This window comes from Burkholderia sp. E168m23 (assembly GCF_016586125.1).
In the GTDB taxonomy this organism is placed as follows: Bacteria; Pseudomonadota; Gammaproteobacteria; order Burkholderiales; family Burkholderiaceae; genus Burkholderia; species Burkholderia orbicola.
Window position 1 is genome coordinate 1 of the sequence record NZ_BCPP01000780.1, and the last position, 3,490, is coordinate 3,490.

Sequence of the window (3,490 nt, forward strand, 5' to 3'; positions counted from 1 at the left end):
GAGCGCCGCCGGATCGATGCGTGCGCCGTAGCCGGCGATGATGCCGCGTTCTTCCAGCCGCTTGACGCGCTCCGAGGTGGCGGGTTGCGACAGGCCGATGCGCCTGCCGACTTCCGATAGCGGCGTCCGCGCGTTCTCCTGCAGCGCTTCGAGGATCGCAAGATCCAGGCGATCCAGTGCTTCGTCCGGCATGACGGTCCTCCGGTACCGTTGATTCATCGGCATTTTGTCTCAATAACCGATGACTTGCCATTCCATGCCGACCGGCGCGTGGCCACACTCCGGGTTTCAGTTGATGGAGGGCGTGATGGATCAGGCGATCGTGATCGTGCCGGGTATCGGCAATTCGGGACCGGATCATTGGCAGAGTCATTGGGAGACGGCGTTTCCCGGCGCCGCGCGCATCGCGCCGGCTTCGTGGGAGGCGCCCGACCTCGCCGACTGGACGGCGGCGCTGGACACGGCTGTCGCGAACGCCGGGGCGCCCCCGCTCGTGATTTGTCATTCGCTGGGCTGTTTGTTGTTCGCGCATTGGCGTGCCGGGTCGGCGCGCGCGGTGCGCGGCGCGTTTCTCGTGGCCGTGCCCGATCCGGCAGGGCCGCGTTTTCCGGTTGCCGCCGCCGCGTTCGCGAACCTGCCGGGCGGTCGGTTCGGGCGCGTGCCGGTGCTGGCGATCGCGAGCGCGGACGATCCGTACGATCCGGCGGGGCGAGCGCTCGAATGGGCCACGGAACACGGCGCGACGCCGCTTCTGCTCGGCGCACGCGGCCATCTGAACGCGGCGTCCGGGTTGGGCGGATGGCCCGAAGGGCGCGCGCTGCTTGCGGCGTTTGCGGCCGGACTCGGGCGGTAGTGCGTGCCGGCGCCGGCCGGCATTCCGCGTTTTCCAGCCGTCGCGCGCGTCCCGCCGTGGAGCGGAACCTGGGCGCGACGGCCGGCGGGTGTTTGCCGCCGGCGCGCGCCGGTTTCACGGCTCCAGTATGATCGACCGACGGCGGCGAACGCCCCGGAATCGAACAACGAAGGAGACACCCCGATGCGTGCAGTGCCGCAACCGGAGCGTGCCGGCCGCTCGCGGCCGGACGCCGGCGCAACCGATCCCGGCCGCATGGCCGCGTGGCGGCTCGCGATCTGCCTGTCGCTGGGCAGCGCGATCGCGCTTGGCCTCGCCCGCTTTTCGTATGCGCTGCTGCTGCCGCCGATGAAGGCCGACCTCGGCTGGACGTTCGCGCAGGCCGGCGCGCTGAACACGGCGAACGCGGCCGGTTACCTGATCGGTGCGCTGGCCTTTCCGTTGCTGTCGCGGCGCTGGCGCGCGGGCACGCTGCTCGCGGCCGGCTGTGTGCTGACCGCCGTGCTGATGGCCGCGGGCGGGCTCACGTCGGACATGCACGTGCTGCTCGCGCAGCGGCTCGCAACGGGTGTCGGCAGCGCGCTGATCTTCATCAGTGGCGGCGTGCTGGCCGCGCGGCTCGCGTCCGCGTCGCCGCGCGACGCAGGGCTGCTGCTCGGCCTCTATTACGGCGGCACCGGATGGGGCATCGTCGCGTCGTCGCTGCTCGTGCCGGCGACGCTCGTGCACCGTGTACACGGCTGGCAGCCGGCATGGTTCGCACTCGCGACGGCGTGCGTGCTGTTCTCGGCGGTGGCCGTGTCGGCTGCGCGCCGCATCGAGCATGCGCATGCGGCACCGGCCAGGGAGGCCGACGGCGCGAAACCGGCCGCGACCGCGAGCCCGGCCCGCTTCGCACTCGCGCTGGCCGGCTACGGCCTGTTCGGCGTCGGCTATATCGGCTACATGACGTTCATCGTCGCGCTGCTGCGCGGCGCGGGGATGAGCGGCACGGTGGTCGCCGCGTTCTACGTGATGCTCGGCGTCGCGACCGTCGTGTCGGCGCGGTTGTGGTCGGGGCTGCTCGATCGGATGCGCGGCGGCCAGGCGCTCGCCGTGCTCAACGCGCTGCTCGGCGTCGCGACGCTGATGCCCGCGCTGTTCGTGCATCCGGCTGCCGCGTTCGCATCGGGCTTGCTGTTCGGCGCGACGTTCCTGTCGGCGGTGGCCTCCACGACCGCCTTCGTGCGGCACAACCTGCCGCCCGATGGTTGGGCGAAGGGCATCAGCGCATTCACGACGGTCTTCGCCTTCGGGCAGATCGCGGGGCCGGTCGCGATCGGCTGGGTGTCGGACAGCGCGGGGCTCGCGCGCGGGCTCGTGTATTCGGCGCTGACGCTGTTCGCGGGCGCGGCACTTGCGGTCGGGCAGCGTGCGCTGCGGGCGCCTGCGTAGTCCGCCCGAACGCGCACGCCGCGCCACATGCCGGCATCGTTACCGCACGCACGCGGTGCGCGACACGCGATGAAACGCGCGGCTGAAGTAGATCAGGCTGTCGCCGTCGTCGCGCACGCGAATCGACGTCGCCTCGATGAACATCACCGAATGCGAGCCGACTTCCTTCATCTCGGCGATCGTGCCTTGCAGGCTCGCGAGCGCATCGCGCAGCACCGGCACGTCCTGTTCGCCGCGATCCCACACGGGCAGTTCGAAGCGCTGTTCCATCGGCAGGTCGGTGAGTCCTGCGAAGTGTCGCGCGAGCAACTCGTGCTCGGCCGGCAGCACGTTGATGCAGACCTGGCGATTGCGCTCGAAGGTCGCATGCATCGCGCTCGACCGGTTCAGGCACACGAGCAGCGTCGGCGGCGCGTCGGTGACCGAGCACACGGCGCTCGCGGTGATCCCGCAGCGGCCGTGCGGCCCGGCGGTGGTGATCACGTTGACGGCCGCGCCGAGGTGGGCCATCGCCTGGCGGAAGGCCTTCTGCGCATCGGTCGGTTCGACGCGCGCCGGTCGCTGGATATCGGTCGTGGAAGACATGGGCGCTCCTGATTGGACGAAAGCGGCGAACCGCGCAGCGCTGCAAGGGCAGCGCCGGATCGCCGACGATGACCCAAGCGTACGTCGCGAAAATGCGGCCGACCATTCGCACGATTGGCGATCGGGATGGCGTTCCTGCCGACGCGTCTAAAGGTTCTACCTAGATGCGTGCCGCCGCGTGCGAAAAAAACCGCGGTTGCGCGTTCGTACGGCACGTGCAGGGGTTTGCAGCGGATTTTCGGCTCGTTATGATGTGCCGCACATCCCCAGCGAACGACGCGCGCGATACGCCAGCCACCGGCGTTGCGCGCGGCGCGTGCGACCCCGATACCGATATTCAGCGAGACACCCGCGATGACGTCACCCGCACCGATCGTATACATCGTCGACGACGACAGCGGCATGCGGACGTCGCTCGCGTGGCTGCTCGAATCGGTCGGCATCGCGTCCGAAGGGTTCGCGAACGCCGCCGACTTTCTCGCACGTTTCGACGTGAACCTGCCCGCGTGCCTCGTGCTCGACGTGCGGATGCCGGAGAAAAGCGGCTTCGACGTGCAGGCCGAACTGAATGCGCGCGGCGCGACGCTGCCGGTGATCTTCGTCAGCGGGCACGGCGAC

Annotated in this window: 5 protein-coding genes; 3 read left to right on the forward strand and 2 right to left on the reverse strand. The window is 70.1% G+C overall.

Annotated elements, in window-relative coordinates; translation table 11 throughout:
* Positions 1 to 192: Lrp/AsnC family transcriptional regulator (locus JMF90_RS29445; protein ID WP_201325775.1), on the reverse strand; the 192-nt coding region annotated here is incomplete at its 3' end.
* Positions 193 to 307: 115 nt separating this feature from the next.
* On the opposite strand from JMF90_RS29445, the gene JMF90_RS29450 reads away from it, so the two are divergent.
* Positions 308 to 853 (forward strand): alpha/beta hydrolase, encoded by a 546-nt coding sequence (locus JMF90_RS29450; RefSeq protein WP_041489664.1) that lies wholly within the window; start codon positions 308 to 310, stop codon positions 851 to 853.
* Between the two features lie 183 nt (positions 854 to 1,036).
* Entirely contained in the window at positions 1,037 to 2,287 is a 1,251-nt protein-coding gene (locus JMF90_RS29455) for a YbfB/YjiJ family MFS transporter (RefSeq protein WP_011694642.1), read from the forward strand.
* Positions 2,288 to 2,326: 39 nt separating this feature from the next.
* On the opposite strand, the gene hpaC is transcribed toward JMF90_RS29455, so the two are convergent.
* Complete coding sequence (gene hpaC / locus JMF90_RS29460; protein ID WP_006479688.1) at positions 2,327 to 2,872, reverse strand: 4-hydroxyphenylacetate 3-monooxygenase, reductase component; 546 nt, start codon at positions 2,870 to 2,872, stop codon at positions 2,327 to 2,329.
* Positions 2,873 to 3,226: 354 nt separating this feature from the next.
* Here hpaC and JMF90_RS29465 point away from each other — a divergent pair.
* Positions 3,227 to 3,490: response regulator transcription factor (locus JMF90_RS29465; protein WP_201325776.1), on the forward strand; the 264-nt coding region annotated here is incomplete at its 3' end.